The organism is Marinobacter litoralis (genome assembly GCF_003336705.1).
In the GTDB taxonomy this organism is placed as follows: domain Bacteria; phylum Pseudomonadota; class Gammaproteobacteria; order Pseudomonadales; family Oleiphilaceae; genus Marinobacter; species Marinobacter litoralis.
This window is the reverse complement of sequence record NZ_QMDL01000002.1, coordinates 359,445-379,638: the sequence shown is the minus strand read 5'-3', so window position 1 is coordinate 379,638 and position 20,194 is coordinate 359,445. Positions and strand designations below refer to the sequence as shown.

Sequence of the window (20,194 nt, the reverse complement as noted above, 5' to 3'; positions counted from 1 at the left end):
TTGCGGGAGGGCAAGCCCGCTATGCTAGACTTGGGAAAACCCATTTCTAGGAGCTGTACCCTTGGCAGAACCGGAATACATTCCCCGTAACGATGACCCCCAACACCCTTCCACGGACTCTGCGCGCAATTTGGCGATTGTCGTTTACATTCTTCAAGCGCTGTCGTTCTTCTTGGGCGGTATTACGGGCTTGGTGGGTGTAATCGTGAATTACGTCAAGATGGACGACGTTCGCGGCACCTGGATTGAAAGCCATTTCCGTTGGCAAATTCGCACCTTTTGGATAGGTCTGCTTTGGACAGTGATCGGAATTGTAACCACGCCGCTGATCATTGGGTGGTTCATTCTGTTGGGCACGTCTATCTGGGTGATTTACAAAATCGTCAAAGGCGCGTTGGCGCTGAACGACGGTCGAACCGTTTAGTTATTCTTTTCACATCTCGCCCAAGAGGGCGGGGTGTCACCTCTCCGCCGCCCTATAATTGTTAATTTTTTGTAAGACAATGCGGCAAGCCGCGCCATCCCTGAATAGTCCGCATTCATGTCTGTTTCTTTTGCTAATGTGACGCAGTTCCTTGTCTTGTCGGCCAAATTTCTAATGCGAATTTTGGCCCAAACTGCAATGCGAATTAATCGAAAGAGTTTCATTTGATTAAGTAAGCATGAGAGGAGGGCGTTTTAGATGGCAAGAAGGATATTTCGAGCGTTATCAGTGGCCGGTTTATGTATAGCCGCATTACCACTGGCGCAAGCCAAACCTGTTCAGCACGAGAGTGAAGTTTCTGTTCTAGGAAGTTATATCAAGCCGGACAACGATCGTGTTGATGACTACGGTACCGCCATGCGTGCGATGTACAGCCATCGATTGAGTCAGCACTGGTGGCTGGAACCGCAGTTCTTTGCGGGCATCTTCGAAACAGGTGTCGATGGTGGCACCGACTTTTACCAGCAGGGCTTGGGTGCTGATCTCAACTATCGGCTGTTCGGACCCGAGACTTTCTCCCCTTACATTTCTATCGGTGGCGGTGTTTCACGCAACGATGTGTTCAATAGTTCCAGCAGCGAATTTAACGGTTATGCGAACGCCGCTCTGGGTTTTATGTCTTCTCCTTTTACCAAGACTGGGCTTCGTCTGAGAGCCGATGCGAGATACCTGTGGGATGCCTTTGAAGAGGATTATTCGGATCTTCATTTCAGCCTCGGTTTGACCGTTCCAATCGGTGCGACTCGCACACGAATCGTCGAAAAAACCGTGGTCATTGAGAAGCCGGTTGTGGTTGAAAAGAGCTTGGCCGATTCAGACGGTGACGGCGTGGTCGATGGTGTCGATCAGTGCCCGAATACCCTGGAGGGTCTCGAAGTTAACGCCGTTGGTTGTGTTGAAACGAATCAGGCACAGACCGTTATTCTGCAGGGCGTAACCTTCGAATTTAACTCTGACCGCCTGACCGCCAATGCCAAAGATATACTGATCAGCACGGCTGATGCCTTGAAAGGCCAGACCGATCTCAAGGTTGAACTGGCCGGTTATACCGATAGCCAAGGTTCCGCGGCCTACAACAGTGAATTGTCGCAAAAACGTGCGAACGCAGTACGCAATTACCTCTTGGATCTGGGTGTCGCCCCTAAGCAGTTAACCGCAACGGGTTATGGCGAGGCCAACCCAGTACGTAGCAACGATACCGAAGAGGGTCGTGAAAGGAACCGCCGCGTTGAATTCAATGTGGTATCGGATACAGCCGGAGAGGGTATTTAATCATGAAGTTGAATAACTTGAATTTGCCTCTGATTTTATTGTTTACCGCATTGCTGGCGCTGGCCGGCTGTGAAGCCGATAGCTCCGGTGATGGCTCTAGCGTTAACGGTGGTGAACAGAACGTCGATGGTTCCGGCAACGGTTCGAACGATGATGGCTCGAAAGAGTTTGATGAAGATGGCGACGGCATTCCTGACAATGAGGATTCGTGCCCGGCTACCGGCAACGATGGCGTTGATGCCGATGCAGATGGCATTGACGACGCCTGTGACGGCCAAGTCTCAAATCAGGATGACCTCGACGGTGATGGCGTTCTTAACGGCGAAGATAACTGTCCGTTGATTGCCAATCCGGACCAAAAGAACACTGACCGTGACTTGTACGGCGATGCCTGCGACATCGATACGGACGGTGATGGTGTTGATGACAAGGTCAAAAATTCTGATGGCACGTTTAAAGCGAAACCCGCTGCTGATGGCGGAGATAACTGCCCGTTAATCGCTAATTCCTCCCAGTCTGATCGCGATGGCAACGGTGTTGGCAATGCATGTGATACCGATGCAGATGGCGATGGCGTAGACGATAAAGTAGAAGCTTCCGATGGTACCTTCAGCGTGTTATCGGTTGCTGATGGAGGCGACAATTGCCCGCTACAACCCAATGCGAACCAGCTCGATAGCGATGATGATGGTCTTGGTGATGCCTGTGAAACGGATGGTGCCATTTGGGATCAAACAGATAGAGACGGTGACGGCATCGCCAACAAAGATCTGGCAGGCAACGATATTAGTGACGACAACTGCCCGACGGTTGCGAACCCAAATCAAGAAGACTCTGATGGTGACGGTCTTGGAAATGTTTGTGACGCGGACATGGATAACGATGGTGTTAATGACAAAACCGATGTAGATCCCGTGGTCATGCTACCACTTGTCGGTGGTGACAACTGTCCGTATGTGCCCAACGGTGCGGATCAAGCGGGCGTTGCCGGCGTTGGCAACCAGACGGACACCGACGGTGATGGCGTCGGCGACGCGTGTGACCGTGTTAATAACATTGAGTTCGCTTGCGGCGTTGGAGAACAGTTCACGCCGATGTTGGCTAGCGATAGCCAGATCGCTGCGGTGGCTTCCGTAGACGAATCCGCTTGCTTGTTGCCTGCGTTGGGCGGCCTGCTGTGCAACGTCAGCGATGAAGGCAATGTGATTGATGATGACCTCGCCAATTTTGCGACCATTCAGAACACCAACTTGCTCGGTCTTTCGAACGTTAGCCTCCGCGTAGCGGCCACGTCAGGTTTTGCCTACCCTGGCCATAACGTGATTGGTGTGTCGATTGCCGAAGCCTCGCAATTGGTTAAATTGGGCCTGCTGACCAACGGCGGTTTGAAAGTTCGCACCCTGTTGAATGGCGAAATTCAGGAAGAATCTGATGGGCAGGTAGGTGCTGATCTGGATCTTCTGGGTATCGTCGGTCTTTTGGGTGGCAATGAATCTGAGTTCCTGGTGTTCCAGACTTCCAAGCGCTTTGATTCGGTGGAAGTGGTCAGTGGCGGATTCCAGCTGCTGTCACTGTTGGATGAGTTCAACGTACACGCTGTGTGCGCGTCCAAAACCGAGGTTCAGGTTCCGTAACAACAGCCTGAATCACGCAAAAAGGCCGGCAATTTGCCGGCCTTTTTGTTTCTTGTCGAACACGTTGGCTCAGTCTTCCGTCACTTCATCCAACCGCAACGCACTGATCATCCCCGCAAACCCCATTAGCCCCAGCACAATAATCACAGCGACATCGGATATCAGCGAAATAGCTGCGGTAAGCCCTCCGGTTGCCAGCAACAAAATACCAATCACTGTGTTACTCACTGAGGTGTAGTCCGTGCGCTTGTTGCCGCCGGCCATATCCACCAGATAAGTTTTACGGCCAAGGCGAACGCCCGCGTGGGCGATACTGAGTATGAAGAACGCAATCGGGTAGAACCAGGCACCACCGAAGCCGGGGCCGAACACGAGGGCCAGGCAACCCACACCCACGCAAACTCCACTGGCCATGGCGGCACCACGGATCATCACGCGGCGGCTGGACGTATCTGCAGCCCAGCCCCAGAAGCTGGCACTGAGGGAACTGGCAAGACTGCTGGCGAGCAGGAACACCCCGAGCATCCAGCCGATGTCGGATTCTTTCTGGGCCAACACCACGAAGTAGGGCGAAGCGAGCGCAGAGCAAAGCAGTAAAGCCCGGGTAATCACGAAGTTCCGGAACAGGATGTCAGTGCGCAAAAGCGACAGGCTTTTGAACGCTTCCGCCAACGCGTTGCCGCCGCCGTCGGTTTCGCCAGCGTATTCTTCCACCCCGGCAAACAGAAAGCCGGCGATAACCCACATGCTGGCGGCAAGCAACAGCAACAGGGTGTAAAAGCCGACGGTGGGATCGCCCCGGTCCCAGAACAGCAACGCGGTGAGGATCACCGTCGCCGTACCGCCCAAGGTGCTGGCCAAGCCAGATAGGCGGCCCCGGCGGGTTTTGGGAATGCATTTGCCTTGGACATCTTTCATCGAGACTGAACAAAACCCGCGGGACAGGGAGAACGCAATAAGCGCCGCGACAATTCCGCCACCGGCTGCGTAGCCTTCAAGAAACCACACACTGGCAGCCATGGCCATCACGCTCAGAGCTTGCCCGAAACTGCCCAGCGTCCAGAACCATTTGCGCACCGCCTTGCGGCGAACCCAGGCACCGATCACCATTTGCGGAACCATCGAGCCAGATTCACGAATGGGCACCAGCCACGCCACCAAGGCTGGCGCACCGACCGCGCTCATGAGCCAGGCCAGAACGGTTTTCGGGCTGATGAGCAGGTCGCCTAGCTTGGTCAGAACGTTGCTGAACAAGATCAAGAAAAAGTTGCGCGGGACTTCCCGGCAGGCTTCGGCAGGAATGTCTTTGCAAACGCGTGCATCTTCTTCGTTGGCGATCAGGCTGTATAGCTGATCGATCGAATACGAGGACTTTTCGGACAAGGTGGCTACTCCGGTCAAGGGTTTCGCCAAGCATAGCAGGAGCGGCGGAGTTGCTTAAGCTGCGGTTGGTGCCGGCTACACCAAGTGATGATCCCAATAAAGAGGCAGTTGGGCAATTTCCTGAGCGGGTTGGTTTGCGCCGAACCGAACCAGCTTGCCTTGGCCCGAGGAAATCAGAAAATCGCCGCCGGCTAATGCCTGCACGCCGGAACAATCGGGAATCGAGGCTTTTGCGAGCAGCTTGCCAGTGCTGCCTTGAAACACCACCGCCGTGCCGCCTACGGGAGATGCGGCAGCCACCAGGTCGTTCTCCGGGTGGGCGATTACACTTGCGATGTAGTTGCCGAGGTCGGCTTGGGTTTCATCGTCAAAACGAATTTCCTTCAGCCGGTGGTTTTCCAAGCGGGCAAGCAAGGCTGGCATTTCGTGCCTTGGGCCTTGGTGTTGATAGGCTACAAATACCTTGCCGGAAGGGTGAATGTCTAAATGCCGAAGGCTCTGTTGATGATGGCTTGGGGTCAGGCGGCTGATAATCGCGCCGGAGCGACGGTTCATCAGAATCAGTGCCGGTGCCATGGTGTCGAGATTGAGTTTAAGCCGGTCATAATCCGGGTGGGTGAGAATGCCGCCCAATGCGATGGCGAGGGTTTCACCGTCCGGATGTAAGGTGATTTGGTGCGGGCCGATACCGGCTAATTCGAAGGTGTTTACCCGTTGGTAGTTTTGCTCGGCATCGTAAACCGCCACGATGCCCTCGCCGGGTTCGTACCGACTGGCGGTGGCATAAAGCCAGCGCCCATCCGGGGAGAACACGCCGTGACCGACGAAGTGTTCGCCTTGGGCGGCTTCAATATGGTGCAGGCGTTTTCCGGTAGAGGCATCCAAGACATGGAGGCTCCAGCCCGGCCGGCGCTCGAAGAACACCAGTTGGTTGATCAAGGGGCGAGTACAACCGCTGTGGCAACGGGTATCCACTGATGAAACCCAAAGTGGTTGGCCTTCCAAATCGAAAGCGCTAACACCGAAGCTACCATCGGGTTTACCTACAGCTGCCGAGTACTGCTCGGGGTTAAACCCGGACTTTCGCGGCAACAGACTGCAGCCACTCAGGCTTAATGCAGCGCTGCCGGCGAGAGCCGCTTTCAGGAGTTTGCGTCGGCTTCTATCCATTTCACAAGGCCCTTCAATCACCGTCGCTGGAGTTGAAACCGCGTACCACACCCAAAGCTACGGCAGCTTGGTCGTTGACGAGAGTGGTGAGCTGAGAAACGTCGACGTACAGCCCTTGCAGTGTGCGAAAGGCGTTATCGTCCGACAGCAATGCGGTCATCGGGCGATCAGCTTCAGGAAAGTTATCCAGTGCCGCATCAAACTGACGCTGGATTCGCTCGGCGAGTTGTAATTCACCCTTTTGTTTCAACAGTTCCAGAAAATCAGGCAGGAAATGTTGCTGCAGCCCGCGTAGGGTGGCTTCTACCGATAACAGGCTGGTTCCACTGCGCCAGGCATCGGTGAGGTAAGGGTTGCGTTTGCCATTGCCGCGCAGCCCCATGGGTTTTGCGAGTCGCCGTTCCTCGAGAATTTCCAAGGCTGCCATGGCCGATTTGATGGTAGAGGCTTGATAGGCCTCGGTGTTCAGGTAAGGTGTTTTGAAATGATGCCAGTCGGCGCTAAGCTGCTTGCTGTTTGACGCGAGGTGCCGGGTGACAGTGGTTAAAAGTGCGCAGCTGTGCGTGGCCGGTAGCGCGTGCTTGCCGGTAGAGAACGGCTTATCAAACAACAGGTATTCCAGCATCGGAAAGCCCTGAACGGCTACGCCCGATTGTTCAATAAGATCGGCGGTGATGGGCTGGTCTGATGTCGTCAGGTAACCGGCTTTACGGGCAACCAGGTTTTTCGGGTCCGGCCAGAATTGAAATTGCCAGGCCAGATTGTTGTTTTCTACCGGCCCGAAATCGACAAAACGTACCTGTTGCCAAGCCATAAAGGCATCACGCCACTGTTGTTCAAGCCGTTCCCTGTCATTCGCGCCGGGTTCCGCGCAGTAGGTGCTGGCTTGCTCGGCAAGCTGGTTTGTTTCCTCGGCGAGCAGGTCATAGGCCGACTGAATCGCCGGGTGCCAGCCTGCGCGGGCACTCTGCGGCCCATCCATCGGTGCGGCCACGACACTGGCTGAGGCAACAATGGCCAGGGCTGAAGCGCAAAAGGCTCGAATGACGGGCTGCATGGCAACTCCTTAAAGCGAATTGAGAAAATCGATCAGTGCTTGTCGATCACTGGCTGACAATTGGCGGTATCGGTCGGCTGCTGTTTGCGCTTCGCCGCCGTGCCAAAGAATGGCTTCTTCTGGCGTTCGGGCGCGGCCATCGTGCAGGAATCCTGCTTGCGGATTCACCACTTTCACCAGCCCGGTACCCCACAGGGGCGGCGTGCGCCATTCGTTGCCGTCGGCCAGAAACTCGTCACGCCCGTCTGCCAGTGCCGGGCCCATATCGTGTAATAACAGGTCGGTATAGGGCCAGATGGTTTGGTTGCTGAGGTCCGGCCGATCGGCGACTTGTCCGGTGGTGTGCTTGGGGGTATGGCAAGCGGCACAGCCGATTTCGTTGAAATGCCGGGCACCTTGCTGAACGGTTTCCTGATCCAGGTTACGCCGAGCGGGAACGGCCAGACTCTTGGCGTAGAAGGTGACAAAACCGGCGACTTTATCGGTGACTTCGGGAGCACCGCCATCGGGGAATTGTTCACACTTCTGTTCGGGCGTGCAGTCGGTGTTGAGTTTGATGCTGGATGTCAGCCCCATATCGCCTGCAAATGCGCCCATGCTCTGCTGATGCACGTTCGGCTCGGCAGCCTTCCAACCGAAACGTCCCGGAGCGGTTTGCTTGGTTGCCAAATCCCATACCTGATTCAGCTTGCCGGAAATACCGTCTTTGTTACTGTCTTCTGGGTCGGCTAAGGCCTCTAGGTCGGCGACCGGAATGGCTTCCAGCAGCCCCATGCCAATCATTTGCGGTGCTACGCGAGGAGAGATCAACAGGTTGTCCGGTAGCGGACCGTAGTTGGGGGTCTCAATGTGGTACGCCGGCTTGCGTAAAGAAATCTGATGGCCATCGGGTAAGGTTTCAGTGACGGATTGCCATTCGATACGCAGGTTGGCCTCGGGCTTTGCCGCTGGCAGAGCGGCGGTCTGCAGCTGAGCACCGTAAACCGGAGCCGGTTTGAAACCCTGCATACGAAGCACATCGGCATCTTTTACCGGATCGGCAGGTACGGCCAGCCGAAGGAACAAGGAGACGGGCGGTTCGTTCACGCCCGGCGGGTGGCCGCGACCATCTTTGATGTGGCAGCCCTGGCATGAATTGGTATTGAACAGCGGTCCGAGGCCGTCGCGGGCATCGGTGCTGGCGGGTGCTTCAACCCAAGGGTTTCGAAAGAAACTGTTACCCACACTGAAATCCAGCCGCTTGGTCATCGACAAATTGGCTTGGGGCAGCGAATAGGCATTGGTGTCGGATTGTTGAACCGTACCTTCACCACCGGTATTCGGTGTGGTTTGTATCGGGTAGCCAGCATGGCTGGCAGCGAAAACGGGAACGCTGGCTAAAGCCAGCGTTCCCCAGATCAGTGCGTTTTTCATCGTGCCTCAGAATGCGTGGCCGGCATCGTCAGGGGACAGGGCTTCAATGCCGAGTTGGCGTGCGGCTTGTTCAATGGAACCGGTTTGTTCAACCAGTGCCATGATGGCGTTATTAACGATCTGTGCACCCTCGGTGTTGCCCGGTGCGATCATCGTATCAAAGGCCATCGGGTTGTCGCTGCTTTCCGCGTGTGCTTTCAGTTGGCCCAGCGCTTTCATGGAAGCATCCAGTTGGGCGTTCAGGCGAGCGTCCAATTCAGGGTTGTTGGCTTCCACCAGATCCGACAATGACGGGCCGCTGACCAGGCTGCCATCTACCCGGCGGTAGGTGCCGGCGTAAACGTTCTGAATACCCTGGCCATTGTAGTAATGGGAGTTGTGGGTGTTGTCGCTGAAGCAGTCGTGTTCGTCTTCATAGGAGTTGGCTTCCAGAGCCACTTTCATGCGCTCGCCCGCCAGTTCACCCAGAGACAAAGAGCCCATGCCAAACAGCATTTTCTGGACGGCTTCGTCTACATCGCCGTTTGTCAGCTCACTGCGGTAGTTGTTTTCGCTACCTGGGGCCCATTGCGCCACCATCCATTCCAGGTCAGAAACCAGCAGGTCTGTTACCGCGTCCAGATATTCAGCGCGGCGCTCGCAGTTGCCGTTGGTGCAGTCAGAACCTGTTGCGTAATCGGTAACCGGGCGCTCGCCCGCACCTTGTTCAAAACCGTGCTGGTCTTGTCCCCACAACAAAAATTCCACCGCGTGATAGCCGGTGGCTACGTTGGCTTCGGAACCGCCAATTTCGTTTAGGTTCGCGAGCAGTTCCGGGGTTAAGACCGTTGTATCCAGGGTTTCTCCGCCCACATTAACGCTGGTGTTTGCGATGATGTTGGCTGTTGCGCCGGCGTTGCCTAGCTCGTACTGGTAATCGTCGGCTTTGACGTAATCGATCAGCCCTTCATCCAGTGGCCATGCGTTCAGCTGGCCTTCCCAGTCGTCCACGACGGTGTTACCGAAACGGAATACTTCGGTTTGCTGATAGGGCACGCGGGCTGCCAGCCAAGCTTCTTTGGCTGCTTGCAAATTGGCTTCGGTGGGATTGGCTATCAGTTGGTCAGTGGCCTTATCCAGTGCTTTAGCTGTAATCAAGGCATCTTGGTAGTTGGCGTGGGCTACATCCGCATAATGGGAAACAACAGACGCTTTTGTGACCGACTCAGACTCGGCGGCGGAATTGGTGAGAGCACAGCCGGTGGAAAGGGTGGCGGCAATGGTTATGGCCAGTGGAGCCGGGCGGAACAAAACGGTCATTGGGAACTCCGTGTATTTTGGTGCGACTGGTAATAGGAAGCGTTAGCGTTTGCATTATGAAGGCGTTGGCAAGGTTGGCGCAAGAATTTTTGATTTGAAGTGACATTGGGCCTTCTTCGGGTGTTGTGTGTGGGGGGTGTCTGCGGCTTAATGGACGGCTGAAATCAGGAGTCCGATATGTTGAGTTACCTTCACGCCTTTCACGCAGGAAATTTCGCCGATGTTCAGAAACACGCGGCATTGACCCTGGCGTTGGGTATGATGCAAGCCAAGAAAACTTCCATCGCGTGTTTTGATACCCACGCGGGCAGTGCGCTCTATGACCTGACCAGTGAACGGGCCAGAAAAACCGCAGAGTCCGATGCGGGTATCCGTCGTTTGTGGGCGTTACGGGGCCAACTGAAATCACCAGACTGGCAGCCAATGCTGGAATTATTAGATAGCTTGAACAAAGGGGCAGGCACCTTGTCGCTGTACCCCGGCTCTCCCGCCTGGTTTGCGAATTTTGGCCGACCCGGGGATTCGGTGACGACATTCGAGTTGCACCCGACCGAGGGGCGGCATCTGGAAACTTGGGGCGAGAAGAGCGGTGTGCGTGTTCTGAATGAAGACGGATTAAACGGATTATTAAAGTGTTTGCCCCCCGCGCAGCCTAGATTGCTGACCTTGATCGATCCGTCCTATGAAGTTAAAGACGAATACACCTTGGTTGCGAAGACTTTGGCGCAAGCCTGGAAGAAATGCCGCCACGGGGTGTATCTGATTTGGTACCCCATTCTGACCAGCGGCCTGCAGCAACAGCTGATTGCCGGTGTGGAAGGCAGTGGCGTTCGCAAGGTACTACGCAGCGAAGTCATGCTGGATCAGCCACCAGAGCGGGGCATGGTCGGTTCCGGAATGTTGGTGATTAACCCCCCTTGGGGCTTTGATCAGCGGCTGAGCGATATGCTGGCGGAGCTTGAGGGCGCGGCTAGACTAGGAGTGTCGGCCACACTGGATTGGCTGGTGCCTGAATAACACAAAGGGAGACAGTTTTGGCAACGGAAAACGACAGTGGTCAACCTTGCTTGCCGGGCGGCTTAATACCTCTCGATCAGTGGAGTACTCCTGATGTTTCGGTACGCAAAACACTGCGCGCCGGATTTAAGGACATACTCGAACAATTGCGTTCAGGGCTTACCCCCGAGAGCGAAGCCTTTGAAAGTCTGGATGACTTGCCATCCTTGTCCGCTAAAAAACTGAAGCGGTATGCGCCGGAGCCAGATGCATCGGCTTTCGCATCGGCCATCCTGGAACAGCTCGGAGCACTGCGTCAGCAAGGCGTATACAACCGCGGGGTGAGTTTTATTGTCGTGCCGCCGTTTTCCGGGGTATCTGAGGCTCTGTTGACCTTGCCGTCCCGAGTCATCGAGCCACCGGATAACCTGTTTATGACGGAACAAGATGCAGATTGTTGGTGGGACGAACAGCTGGGTGACGACGACTGGGTGGTGCCTGAACTCGCGAATTTCTGGTTGCGCCATCGTTCTGGTTTGAACCTGATGAAGTCTTTCTTTGCTCGCGTCGCTCTGGATAGTGCCGGCCGTGGCATTGTGGCGTGTTCGAGTTGGTGCTGGCAGTTCTGGGTCAGGTACTGGCCAGAGTTACACGTAGGGCCGTTAACATTGGCGCCTTTGGATTCGGAACGTTTAACCGGTTGGTTGGATTTTTTAGCCCATGGTGGCACTGGGTGGTCACTGACGGCGCGCATGACCAACGACGGTCTCTATGTATTGCCACCCAAGACCGATGAGTCCAAAGAAAAGTACAGTTGTTTCATGCAGGATCTTGCCAACGCTGCCAGAGGAAACCGGGGGGTTGCCCACGCTATTTGGCGGCGTGCATTGCGAGCCAAACCGGAAGAAGATACCGAGCAAGATGAAAACGGAGCCGGTGCAGGTAAAACCGCTGAGTGCTGGGTAGTGCCGTTTGATCAGCTGAGTTTACCCGGCGTGCCGCAGAGCTCGGGGCAACAGGCCGGAATTGTTTTGCATGCCTTGCTGTTGCACAGCGGCTTAACCATTGACGCCCTTGAGTTGGTGACTGGCATTACGGCTCGGGAGCTGACAATGCTGCTGTCGCGCTTTCTCAGAGCAGACGTGATCGTGCAGGATGAAAACACGCAAGCTTATCAGCTGACCCCGCTGGGTTACCCGTCTGTCCGCAAGCACTTGCAGGCCCGCGGATTTTCGGTAGATGGGTGCTAGGAGCAGATGATGGAAGAGTTAGGGCTAAAAGGTGCGCTGTCTACGATCACGTCAGACGCCATCATAGAAGCTGTTGCGGTCGTCGCTTTGGCGTCGTTGTTGATCATGGCGGTTCAGAAACTGTTGCCGATGCTGGCGCAAAAGCTGTCGGGTAAACCTCGACTGTACTTGTTAGCAATGGTGCCGTTGCTGCGGCTGGTGATCATTGTCTTGACCATTGTGATGGTCGTGCCAATTCTGGTGGAACCATCGTTCGAAAACATGCTCGCTATTTTTGGCGCATTGGGTTTGGCCTTGGGGTTTGCTTTCAAGGATTACGCCAACAGTTTGATTGCCGGGATTGTCACCTTGTACGAAATGCCCTACAGGCCGGGTGATTGGATTGAGATCAACGGTCAATACGGCGAGGTTCGTGCTATTGGCACTCGGGCTGCCGAAATCGTCACCCTTGACGATACGGTCATCGTTATTCCGCATGGACTGTTGTGGAACAACCTGCTGGCAAACGGCAACGATGGAACCGATAACCTCATGTGTGTGGCGGAACTGTATCTTGAACCCAACCACGATGTTGCGCGCATGCGTGAACTGTTTCGAGATGTAATCTATATCTGCCCGCTGACCAAAACCTATCAGCCGGTTGTGGTGGCTGTGCAGGGAACGGATATGGGCATGAAGTATCGCTTGAAGGCTTACCCGTTAACACCGGGTGATCAAACCCGGTTTATCGCTGATTTGACCGCTCGCGCCGCAGAGGTTTGCGCCGCAGAGGGGGTCAAAATGATTTCACGGCCATTGCTGTTGCAGTGAAACGAAAAAGCCCCGCGTAAGCGGGGCAACTGAACGCTGGACAGTGGGGATTACATCAGCGCATCAACACGGTTGCGGATTTTCGGCTCGCTGCCGTATGCGGTCGCGATGGCATTGTAGGTAGAGATCTCGATGCCTGCGTCCTGAATTGCAGAAACCATTTTGTCGTTGGCTTTCATTTGAAGCTCCTGGGCTTCCTGCTGGGAATCCGCGGCCTCAATCTTCTCTATGTACTCTTCCCGAACTTCCATGACACGGTCCTGAGCTTTAATGAACTCTTTCAGCTGAGCGTCGCTGAAATTGGTGCTTTGGGTGCCGGCAGCCGCGGGATCAGAATAGCCCGGGCTTTGCGTCTGTGGATTGGCCGGGTTCTGTTGCCCCTCTTGCTGCGCCATGGTTGGCGTAGCGGCCATCAGTGCCAGAGATGCGGTTACGGAAATAAGTAGCTTATTCATAAATCAGGCTCCTTTCGCTTCATTGTGCCGGGACGGAATGTCTCAGTGCCCCGTTTCTGTGAATGTCACGTTGGTTATAGCAGGCGCCATGCCAATCTTTTGTTTCTTTTAATTCCTTTAAAATCAGTGTGTTGAAAGTTTTTGCGATTAATGGTTGGTAATGAAGGTTGTGGCAAAATGCCTCATGTGTCAGAAACGCTGTGACACATAGGAACAGGAGCCCTTTATGTTTCCTTTAAGCCGACGCATTCGGGATATGTTCAGGTCGCTTCAGCTGACCCTGGTCTTGAGCATCGTGGTGCCTCTGGTTCTATTCAGCGGTATCGCCATTTATATAGGCATGGGAGCCGTTGAAAAAGCTCTGAATGATCGCTTGAGAGAAGATCTGGAGCTGGTTGCTCAAGCCGTGAGCGGTCCGGTTTCCAACGCTTTGGCGCAAGGCAATGAGCTGGTGCTGGGAGAATCGCTGAAGTCCATTTTCAAGATTGGCCGGATATCCGGTGCGTCGGTGTTCGATGAAAATAGCGATCGGGTCGCTAGTTTGGGTGTCGCGGACACCGATGTATCCAACAGTGCGAGCGCTGAAAAAGTCATCGCCAGCGGGGAACTGGGCGGGGCATTCCGCCGGGTAGACGGTGAATCGGTATTTTCTCACTTTACGCCCTTAGTGGGAGAAGACGGTCGTATTCAGGGGCTGCTTCAGGTCACCCGCAAGCGTAGCGATTTCCACGATCTGGTGGCCTCGTCCCGCTGGTGGGCGGTTACGATCTGGACAGCCTTTTCCTTCATGATGATTGCGGTCGTCGTGTTGGGGCATTACGGAACGGTGGGGCGGCATGTTAGCCGTTTACTTGAAAACATGGCCGGACTGGCGCCCGGGCACTGGCTATTGGTCGTTCCTCCGTCTGGCCCCCGGGAGCTTCGGCAGATTCATCGGGGCATTCTGAAACTGGGCCGACGGATGGCCGCGGCAGAATCGGAAATTGAAGGGCGAATTGCTCGGGAGCGAGCCCTGGCCGAGCAATTGGAATATCAGGAAAAGGTGGCAATGATTGGCCGTGTTGCGGGCGGTGTCGCCCATGAGTTGGGAGCCCCCTTGAACGTCATACAGGGGCGTGCCCGTATTCTTGCACGTTTGGGATTGCCGGACGCACAGCAGCGCCACCTCACGGATATCGAGCACCAGGTCACGCGGATGACCACGATCATTCAGCAGCTATTGGATTGTTTCCGTCATGTTCCGGATTCACGCCGCTCGCTGGACCTGTCGTCGGTTCTTGCGGATGTTATGACATGGGTGGCTGAAGACAGCCGTTGTAATACGCCAATACTGGTTACCGAAGGGCTTGATCAAACGATGGCTGTGCGAGCAGAGCCTTTGCGAGTGGGCCTGGCTTGTCTGAACGTGATTCGCAATGCATGCCAGTCGGCCCGAAGCCAACTGAAAGTCTCGGCCCACGAGGCCGGTGATTGCTGGGAGGTGCGGGTGGATGATGATGGCCCGGGCATACCGGCTGAGCACCGAGCACGGATATTCGAACCTTTCTACAGTACACGCGCAGCCGGAGAGGGGACTGGCCTTGGCCTTGCCGTGGTCAGCAGTGTTGTGAAAGAACATGGTGGCCGGGTCGAGGTGGATGTCAGTGATCTGGGTGGCTGCCGAATGAGTCTTTATTTTCCGAAGGAGGTCGCATGATATCGGCAAACGCACCGCTGGTGTTGTTGGTAGAAGATGACCCGAGCCTGGGGCAACTGCTGACCGAGGAACTTGAAGCGGATGGCTACACCGTTGTGGGCGCGGCACCGGTGCAAGATGCGCGGAAAGCCTTAAAAGAGCAGCGGCCGGCATTAATTGTCTCGGATCTTCGGTTGCCTGATGGCGACGGTATGCAAGTGTTGGCTTTTCAGCAAGCGGAACACCCGGGAATTCCCTTTATCGTTATCACCGCCTTTGGCACGGTTGATCAAGCGGTCGAAGCTTTGCAGGCGGGAGCAGATGATTTTTTGACCAAACCACTGTCTACCGATCATCTGCGTCTGAAAATAAAAAGATTGTTGGCGCAGGCCGATATTAACCGACAACTGGCCGAGATTCAGTCCCGCCAATACGGTGAGTTGAATATGGGGTTGGTGGGTGACAGTTCAGCGATGGAGCGTTTGCGACGTGAAATCCGGCAGGTTGCACTCAGTCAGGCTGCGGTTTTGATTCATGGCGAAAGTGGCACGGGCAAAGAGTTAGTCGCACACGCTATCCACAACCAGAGCGAGCGGGCGGGCAAGGCCTTCTTGGCGGTAAACTGTGCGGGCATTCCGCCGGACCTGATGGAAAGCGAATTCTTCGGCCATGAAGCCGGGGCTTTTACCGGTGCGCGGCAGGCCCGTAAAGGGCTGTTTGCCGAAGCCAGCGGAGGCACTTTGTTGCTGGACGAGATTGGCGAGATGCCTATGTCGCTTCAGGCTAAGCTGCTTCGGGTGCTGCAGGAGGGGGCGATCAAGCCGGTTGGCGCAGACCATGAAGAAGCCGTTGATGTGCGCATACTGGCCTCTACACACGTCAATCTGATGAAGGCCGTCGAGGAGGGGGCATTCCGGGAAGACCTCTATTATCGGCTTGAAACTCTCTCTCTTTCTGTACCGCCGTTGCGGGAGCGTGGTGAAGACGTCGAACTTCTCGCCATGTACTTTCTCAAAGAAGCGTGTCTCAGGCATGGTCGTGGTTTTATCAAGTTTAGTGAGGTAACGCTGCGAGTGCTTATGGATTATCCGTTCCCGGGCAACGTGCGGGAGCTTTCCAGTGCCATCGAGAGGGCGGTCACGTTTTGCGATGGCGGCACCATTCAGCCGGAACATTTGCCGGAGCGTATTCGCAAACGACGAGGGAGTTTTCAGGCGAACACGATAGACCCGGAGGGCACAAATATCCCAGAATGGCCCACCTTGGAGGCGCTGCAGCAAAATTACGTTCGCCAAGTGATGAGCGCGGTTGACGGCAACAAACGTCGCGCAGCGCAAATATTGGGTATTAATAGGCGAACTCTTTACCGTTGGCTGGAATCCACTCTGGAGCAGAAGTGATGAAAAATCAGAAGCAGGCCATGTTGTACGGTCTGGCTACCGTGTTGCTATGGTCTACGGTAGCAACCGCTTTCAAATTGGCGTTGGCGGATTTGGCACCGGTTCAGATGTTGTTGGTGGCATGCTCGGCTTCTATCGTTGTGATGGCGGTGGCTCTGGTCATTATGGGCCGGTGGCAACAGGTTTTTCAGCTCAGCAAAACCCAATACTTGCAGTCAATAGGTATGGGCCTGATCAATCCATGCCTGTATTACTTTCTATTATTTGGTGCGTTTGACCGGCTGCCGGCCCAGGAAGCACAGCCCCTCAATTACACCTGGGCATTAGTGCTTGCATATTTATCGGTGCCTTTTCTCGGACAGAAGTTGCGTCGTATTGATATCTTGGCGGGGCTGGTGTGCTATGCCGGTGTTGTGGTGATAGCGACCCGGGGTGCCGTGACATCGTTGAATTTTTCAGACCCGCTTGGAGTTTCTCTAGCGTTGGCAAGCACCTTGGTGTGGGCGTCGTACTGGATCATCGCGACCCGAGATACCCGTGATCCGGTTGTCGGGCTGTTCCTTAACTTTTTGTTTGGCCTGCCGGTGATTGCCGCGGTGTGCTGGTACACGGTCGGGTTCGGGTTTTCAGGGGTTGGATCGGTTTCCGCCGCGATATACATCGGTGTCTTTGAAATGGGGATTGCGTTTATCTTGTGGTCTCAGGCTATGAAAAAGGCCGAAAATACGGCAAAAGTCAGTAATTTGATTTTCATTGCACCATTCTTGTCATTGGTCTTTATCTACTTCATTTTGGGTGAAGTGATTCTGCCTTCTACCTACATTGGGCTGGTGTTGATCATCGCCGGTTTATGGCTGCAGCAAAAGAAAGTTCAGGCTCGAGCGCAAGGGTTGGAGCATGGCTGAACAGTGGCACCTGTATTTGGTGCGCACGGCTGCTGGCAGCCTGTACACCGGGATAACCACTGACGTTCCCCGACGTTTTTCCGAGCACAAAGCGGGTGCCCCAAAAGGAGCGCGCAGCCTACGGGGCAAAGGCCCGTTGACGCTGGAGTTTCAGGCGGTAGCGGGCGACCGGAGCCGGGCATCCAAACTGGAGTGGCAAATTAAACGCTGGTCGCGGGCGCGAAAAGAAGCCCTGCTGCGAGGAGAGGTTACTCTGCCAGATGACGCCTGATGTGCTTGGCTGCGGTGACGAGCGCATCCGAGGCGCGCTGTAATTGGGCGCAGTGAGTCTGAAATACGTGCCAAAGGCTGTTGTAGATTTCGAGTGTTACATCGACCTCTGCTGTTTTCGCAGCGTCTGCCAGACGCGTAGCATCATTCAGCAAGATTTCCTGGCTGCCTACCTGAATCAGGGTTGGCGGTAGTCCTTTCAAATCGCCGAATGCGGGAGAAATCATGGGGTCTGTCAGCGCCCCTTCACCGGCATACATTTTCGCGGCTTTGAAAACCCAGCTTGCGTGAAGAACCGGTTCGCATTCGGGAGAGTAGAGTTGCTGGCTCGTCAAATCCGTCCAAGGTGAAAAACATGTAATAGAAGACGGTAGGGGCTGCCCATGTTCTCGAAGGCGCATGGCTAGCACCAACGCCAGCCCTCCACCGGCCGAATCCCCGGCTATCGCAATTCTTTCTGCGGGTTTGCCTTCGCGAATCACCGCCTGAAATACGGCTTCGGCATCGTCTGGTGCCGCGGGATACGGGTGCTCGGGGGCCAGCCGATAATCCGGAATGATGACTTCGCAACCCGTCAGTTTTGCCAAATGGCCGGCAATGCCTTTATGCGTGGCGGCAGAACCGAGGATATAACCACCGCCGTGGAGGTACACGATGGTGCCCGTTGAGCGGGTATTCGGCAGGCCGCGTAAAACCGGTACCTGCCCCAGAGTGTCGCTGGTGAACCGAACGCTTCGGGGAGGCAAAGACGTTCTATAGGCTTGTCGAATCAGCTTGCGTTGAAGCTCTAATGACACCCCGTTTGAAAGCAGAGGGCGCACGAGTCGGCACATTGTCTGGCGCAAGATGGCTTCAAGTAGCGGTTGGAACATCTGTGCTCTCCCCTGTGAATGCGTTACGATGAGCGTCAATTATTGACACATGACAGGCGTTTAACTCTACGTGTACTGGAAAACAGATACCATAGAAATACCGAACTGGGACAGGCACTCGTTGCTTGATCGGCTGGAACCGTTCAATCCGCAGAAGCCCCGGGAACTGAGTTCCGAAATGGAAGCCTATTGTCGGTTTTACGGTTTGGACCTGTGGGTGGAACACCCAGAGGTAACCTATCACCAAGGCTACATCAAGGCTCAGCATCATGAGGTCATGGTGCATTATTTCCGGTTGCCGGATGCGGTCGAGTCCAAAGGCACCGTGTTTATATTGCACGGTTACTTTGATCATGTCGGGTTGTATACCCAACTTATTGATCGATGCCTGGGGGCGGGCTTTGATGTCCTGGCGTATGACCAGCCGGGGCATGGTTTGTCCAGTGGCACGCCGGCAGCGATTGGTAGCTTCTTGGAGTACCAAGCGGTTTTGTCGGCCGTTATGACGCAGGTGGACGATAAAGTTCGGGGGCCGTGGTTTGCAGTTGGGCAAAGCACAGGCGGTGCGATTCTTATCGACTATCTGTTGTCTAACCACCATAACCAGGAAACATCGGCTTTCCGGAAGGTGGTGTTACTGGCACCGCTGGTAAGGCCTATGGGCTGGTTGGGTGCCAAGGTGCTGCACAGTGTCGCGCGCCCGTTCCTGAGCCGCTGGCGCAGAGCCTTTGGCCAGAATAGCAGCAATACCCGGTTCCTGAAGTTTCTTCGGGAGCATGACCCATTGCAGGCGCGTGCAGTGCATGTGGACTGGGTAACGGCTTTGCGCAAATGGGTGCCGCACATTGAATCGGCACGGCCGGTGGATTTCCCGGTAACGGTTGTGCAGGGTAAAAAAGACCTGACCGTCGACTGGCAACACAACTTGCGGATCATTCGGAACAAGTTTTCGTCCGTCAACGAACGCATTATTCCGGATGGGCGCCATCACTTGGTCAATGAGGCCAAGGATTTGCAGGCGACGGTATTTAATACCATTATTGATACGTTCTCGCAGTAATGCGGTCGAGAATGGCCGGATTAATAACTAATAGCATCAGGAGTTTGTGATGAAGAAAACAATCCTTGCCTTTGCCGTTGCTACGGTGGGCCTGAGTGGCTGTATGACCTACGACCCGTACACCGGGGAAGAGAAAACCTCCAACGCAACCAAGGGCAGCATCATTGGTGCTCTGGGCGGCGCGGCCATAGGTGCAGCTACCTCTAGCAAAAGCGACCGTGGCAAGGGTGCGCTGATTGGTGCCGCAGGCGGTGCTGCAGTGGGCGGTGGCATTGGTTACTACATGGACCGTCAGGAAGCGCAACTCCGTCAAAGACTGGAAGGCACGGGCGTTCGTGTGGTTCGTAATGGCGACCAGATCGAATTGGTTATGCCGGGTAACATCACCTTTAACACTGACCAGTCCAGCATCCGTTCCGGCTTTACCGGTACGCTGGAATCGGTGGCGCTGGTATTGAAAGAATTTGATAAAACCATCATTCAGATTGATGGTCATACCGACAGCACCGGTCGTGACAGCTACAACCAGCTGTTGAGTGAGCGTCGCGCTTCTTCTGTACGGGACTTCTTGATGAATCAAGGAATTGAGCCAAGACGGACCCGCGCGACCGGTTACGGTGAGCGTTCGCCCATTGCCTCTAATGAAACGGCAGCGGGACGTGAACAGAACCGTCGTGTTGAGCTGACGCTGGTGCCAATGCAGTAAGCGTTGTGCGTTCAGCATAGGGTTGTTTCGTTACCCGGCGATGCCGGGTATCTAGAAGCTTCGCTACCTTTGGGTCGCGAAGC

At 55.0% G+C, this 20,194-nt stretch carries 19 protein-coding genes; 12 read left to right on the top strand and 7 right to left on the bottom strand.

Going from position 1 to position 20,194, the window contains the following annotated elements; all coding sequences use genetic code 11:
• The first annotated feature begins 61 nt into the window (after positions 1–61).
• The 3 genes from DOQ08_RS07145 to DOQ08_RS07135 all read left to right on the top strand — a co-directional run bounded on the left by DOQ08_RS07145 (position 62) and on the right by DOQ08_RS07135 (position 3,390).
• On the top strand, positions 62–424 hold the full coding sequence (locus tag DOQ08_RS07145) for a DUF4870 family protein (RefSeq protein ID WP_114334223.1): 363 nt from the start codon (positions 62–64) through the stop codon (positions 422–424).
• A gap of 258 nt (positions 425–682) precedes the next feature.
• Positions 683–1,756, top strand: a complete 1,074-nt coding sequence (locus DOQ08_RS07140) for an OmpA family protein (protein WP_114334222.1) — start codon at positions 683–685, stop codon at positions 1,754–1,756.
• A 2-nt stretch (positions 1,757–1,758) separates the two neighbouring features.
• Positions 1,759–3,390 carry a thrombospondin type 3 repeat-containing protein gene (locus DOQ08_RS07135; protein WP_114334221.1) on the top strand — a complete coding sequence of 544 codons (1,632 nt, stop codon included), beginning with the start codon at positions 1,759–1,761 and terminating at the stop codon, positions 3,388–3,390.
• 69 nt (positions 3,391–3,459) lie between these two features.
• Here the strand turns inward: DOQ08_RS07135 and DOQ08_RS07130 are convergent, their stop codons facing one another.
• The 5 genes from DOQ08_RS07130 to DOQ08_RS07110 form a co-directional block, all read right to left on the bottom strand.
• Positions 3,460–4,773, bottom strand: coding sequence for an MFS transporter (locus DOQ08_RS07130; RefSeq protein WP_114334220.1), 1,314 nt, complete (start codon positions 4,771–4,773; stop codon positions 3,460–3,462).
• 75 nt (positions 4,774–4,848) lie between these two features.
• Positions 4,849–5,943 carry a DUF1513 domain-containing protein gene (locus DOQ08_RS07125; protein WP_114334219.1) on the bottom strand — a complete coding sequence of 365 codons (1,095 nt, stop codon included), beginning with the start codon at positions 5,941–5,943 and terminating at the stop codon, positions 4,849–4,851.
• A gap of 13 nt (positions 5,944–5,956) precedes the next feature.
• Positions 5,957–7,000 carry an imelysin family protein gene (locus DOQ08_RS07120; RefSeq protein ID WP_114334218.1) on the bottom strand — a complete coding sequence of 348 codons (1,044 nt, stop codon included), beginning with the start codon at positions 6,998–7,000 and terminating at the stop codon, positions 5,957–5,959.
• 9 nt (positions 7,001–7,009) lie between these two features.
• Positions 7,010–8,413, bottom strand: coding sequence for a di-heme oxidoreductase family protein (locus DOQ08_RS07115; RefSeq protein WP_114334217.1), 1,404 nt, complete (start codon positions 8,411–8,413; stop codon positions 7,010–7,012).
• A gap of 6 nt (positions 8,414–8,419) precedes the next feature.
• Positions 8,420–9,712 (bottom strand): imelysin family protein, encoded by a 1,293-nt coding sequence (locus DOQ08_RS07110; protein ID WP_206074802.1) that lies wholly within the window; start codon positions 9,710–9,712, stop codon positions 8,420–8,422.
• 177 nt (positions 9,713–9,889) lie between these two features.
• Between DOQ08_RS07110 and DOQ08_RS07105 the strand changes: the two genes are divergently transcribed.
• From DOQ08_RS07105 to DOQ08_RS07095, 3 genes are read left to right on the top strand one after another with little or no spacing between them, the layout of a single operon-like run.
• Positions 9,890–10,729, top strand: a complete 840-nt coding sequence (locus tag DOQ08_RS07105) for a 23S rRNA (adenine(2030)-N(6))-methyltransferase RlmJ (protein ID WP_114334216.1) — start codon at positions 9,890–9,892, stop codon at positions 10,727–10,729.
• A 17-nt stretch (positions 10,730–10,746) separates the two neighbouring features.
• Positions 10,747–11,958, top strand: coding sequence for a hypothetical protein (locus tag DOQ08_RS07100; RefSeq protein ID WP_114334215.1), 1,212 nt, complete (start codon positions 10,747–10,749; stop codon positions 11,956–11,958).
• Positions 11,959–11,967: 9 nt separating this feature from the next.
• The gene (locus tag DOQ08_RS07095) at positions 11,968–12,768 is read left to right on the top strand and encodes a mechanosensitive ion channel family protein (RefSeq protein ID WP_114334214.1); all 801 of its coding nucleotides are present in this window, start codon (positions 11,968–11,970) and stop codon (positions 12,766–12,768) included.
• Positions 12,769–12,818: 50 nt separating this feature from the next.
• On the opposite strand, the gene DOQ08_RS07090 is transcribed toward DOQ08_RS07095, so the two are convergent.
• Positions 12,819–13,223, bottom strand: coding sequence for a DUF4168 domain-containing protein (locus DOQ08_RS07090; protein WP_114334213.1), 405 nt, complete (start codon positions 13,221–13,223; stop codon positions 12,819–12,821).
• 226 nt (positions 13,224–13,449) lie between these two features.
• On the opposite strand from DOQ08_RS07090, the gene DOQ08_RS07085 reads away from it, so the two are divergent.
• From DOQ08_RS07085 to DOQ08_RS07070, 4 genes are read left to right on the top strand one after another with little or no spacing between them, the layout of a single operon-like run.
• Positions 13,450–14,919, top strand: coding sequence for a sensor histidine kinase (locus tag DOQ08_RS07085; RefSeq protein WP_114334212.1), 1,470 nt, complete (start codon positions 13,450–13,452; stop codon positions 14,917–14,919).
• Positions 14,916–16,298 (top strand): sigma-54-dependent transcriptional regulator, encoded by a 1,383-nt coding sequence (locus tag DOQ08_RS07080; protein WP_114334211.1) that lies wholly within the window; start codon positions 14,916–14,918, stop codon positions 16,296–16,298. The genes DOQ08_RS07085 and DOQ08_RS07080 overlap by 4 nt, the downstream gene beginning before the upstream one ends.
• Positions 16,298–17,203: a DMT family transporter gene (locus tag DOQ08_RS07075; protein WP_114334210.1), complete on the top strand. Its 906-nt coding sequence runs from the start codon at positions 16,298–16,300 to the stop codon at positions 17,201–17,203. Before DOQ08_RS07080 ends, DOQ08_RS07075 begins: the two co-directional genes overlap by 1 nt.
• On the top strand, positions 17,196–17,474 hold the full coding sequence (locus tag DOQ08_RS07070; protein WP_114334209.1) for a GIY-YIG nuclease family protein: 279 nt from the start codon (positions 17,196–17,198) through the stop codon (positions 17,472–17,474). The genes DOQ08_RS07075 and DOQ08_RS07070 overlap by 8 nt, the downstream gene beginning before the upstream one ends.
• Here DOQ08_RS07070 and DOQ08_RS07065 read toward each other — a convergent pair.
• Positions 17,452–18,345, bottom strand: coding sequence for an alpha/beta hydrolase (locus DOQ08_RS07065; RefSeq protein ID WP_114334208.1), 894 nt, complete (start codon positions 18,343–18,345; stop codon positions 17,452–17,454). The two genes, DOQ08_RS07070 and DOQ08_RS07065, sit on opposite strands and share 23 nt — an antisense overlap.
• Positions 18,346–18,415: 70 nt before the next feature.
• Here DOQ08_RS07065 and DOQ08_RS07060 point away from each other — a divergent pair, with 70 nt between their 5' ends.
• Positions 18,416–19,405 carry an alpha/beta hydrolase gene (locus DOQ08_RS07060; protein ID WP_114334207.1) on the top strand — a complete coding sequence of 330 codons (990 nt, stop codon included), beginning with the start codon at positions 18,416–18,418 and terminating at the stop codon, positions 19,403–19,405.
• A gap of 49 nt (positions 19,406–19,454) precedes the next feature.
• The gene (locus DOQ08_RS07055; protein ID WP_114334206.1) at positions 19,455–20,111 is read left to right on the top strand and encodes an OmpA family protein; all 657 of its coding nucleotides are present in this window, start codon (positions 19,455–19,457) and stop codon (positions 20,109–20,111) included.
• The last annotated feature ends 83 nt before the right edge of the window (positions 20,112–20,194 follow it).

What these genes read in the sequence shown, in the direction of transcription:
- DOQ08_RS07140 (WP_114334222.1), top strand. Translation starts at nt 683, where the DNA reads ATGGCAAGAAGGATATTTCGAGCGTTATCAGTGGCCGGTTTATGTATA.
- DOQ08_RS07135 (WP_114334221.1), top strand. Translation starts at nt 1,759, where the DNA reads ATGAAGTTGAATAACTTGAATTTGCCTCTGATTTTATTGTTTACCGCA.
- DOQ08_RS07125 (WP_114334219.1), bottom strand. Translation starts at nt 5,943, where the DNA reads ATGGATAGAAGCCGACGCAAACTCCTGAAAGCGGCTCTCGCCGGCAGC.
- DOQ08_RS07120 (WP_114334218.1), bottom strand. Translation starts at nt 7,000, where the DNA reads ATGCAGCCCGTCATTCGAGCCTTTTGCGCTTCAGCCCTGGCCATTGTT.
- DOQ08_RS07115 (WP_114334217.1), bottom strand. Translation starts at nt 8,413, where the DNA reads ATGAAAAACGCACTGATCTGGGGAACGCTGGCTTTAGCCAGCGTTCCC.
- DOQ08_RS07110 (WP_206074802.1), bottom strand. Translation starts at nt 9,712, where the DNA reads ATGACCGTTTTGTTCCGCCCGGCTCCACTGGCCATAACCATTGCCGCC.
- DOQ08_RS07105 (WP_114334216.1), top strand. Translation starts at nt 9,890, where the DNA reads ATGTTGAGTTACCTTCACGCCTTTCACGCAGGAAATTTCGCCGATGTT.
- DOQ08_RS07095 (WP_114334214.1), top strand. Translation starts at nt 11,968, where the DNA reads ATGGAAGAGTTAGGGCTAAAAGGTGCGCTGTCTACGATCACGTCAGAC.
- DOQ08_RS07090 (WP_114334213.1), bottom strand. Translation starts at nt 13,223, where the DNA reads ATGAATAAGCTACTTATTTCCGTAACCGCATCTCTGGCACTGATGGCC.
- DOQ08_RS07085 (WP_114334212.1), top strand. Translation starts at nt 13,450, where the DNA reads ATGTTTCCTTTAAGCCGACGCATTCGGGATATGTTCAGGTCGCTTCAG.
- DOQ08_RS07080 (WP_114334211.1), top strand. Translation starts at nt 14,916, where the DNA reads ATGATATCGGCAAACGCACCGCTGGTGTTGTTGGTAGAAGATGACCCG.
- DOQ08_RS07075 (WP_114334210.1), top strand. Translation starts at nt 16,298, where the DNA reads ATGAAAAATCAGAAGCAGGCCATGTTGTACGGTCTGGCTACCGTGTTG.
- DOQ08_RS07070 (WP_114334209.1), top strand. Translation starts at nt 17,196, where the DNA reads ATGGCTGAACAGTGGCACCTGTATTTGGTGCGCACGGCTGCTGGCAGC.
- DOQ08_RS07065 (WP_114334208.1), bottom strand. Translation starts at nt 18,345, where the DNA reads ATGTTCCAACCGCTACTTGAAGCCATCTTGCGCCAGACAATGTGCCGA.
- DOQ08_RS07055 (WP_114334206.1), top strand. Translation starts at nt 19,455, where the DNA reads ATGAAGAAAACAATCCTTGCCTTTGCCGTTGCTACGGTGGGCCTGAGT.